Consider the following 537-nt stretch of genomic DNA (forward strand, 5'->3'; position numbering starts at 1 on the left):
TAATATAGCCGTGGCAGGCGTTTTCGGGCAGCAGATTGTTGAGACGCTCCCTCAAACTGCTGCGTTCGGCATCGTCTTCAATGCGTTGGGAAATGCCGATGTGGTCTTCTTGCGGAAGATGGACGAGGAAACGGCCGGCCAGCGAGATTTGTGTAGAAAGGCGCGCGCCTTTTGTATTGATGGGGTCTTTGATGACCTGAACCAAGACGGACTGACCTTCAAAGAGCATGTGTTCGATGCGTTGGGTTTCGTCCGGGTTGCGGCGTTGTTCGAGGACATCGACGATGTGCAGAAACGCGGCGCGTTCCAAACCGATATCGATAAACGCGCTTTGCATGCCGGGAAGGACGCGTTTGACGACGCCCAAATAAATATTGCCGACCAAGCTATGACCGCTGTTGCGCTCGATGTGCAGCTCGCAGATATTGTTCTCTTCCAAAACAGCCACACGCGTTTCTTGCGGCGTGATGTTGACGAGGACAGTTTCGGGCGGACGCACGGCGTCCTTGGGGATGGGGATTCCTGAAAGCATGGGGA

The 537-nt window shown here is 54.7% G+C and carries 1 protein-coding gene; it reads right to left on the bottom strand.

The features are described from left to right. A partial coding sequence (locus tag ACTHUR_RS17560) for a ribonuclease E/G (protein ID WP_440400006.1) occupies positions 1-532 on the bottom strand: 532 nt, incomplete at its 3' end. Positions 533-537: the final 5 nt, after the last annotated feature.

The organism is Neisseria sp. P0021.S007 (genome assembly GCF_051956855.1).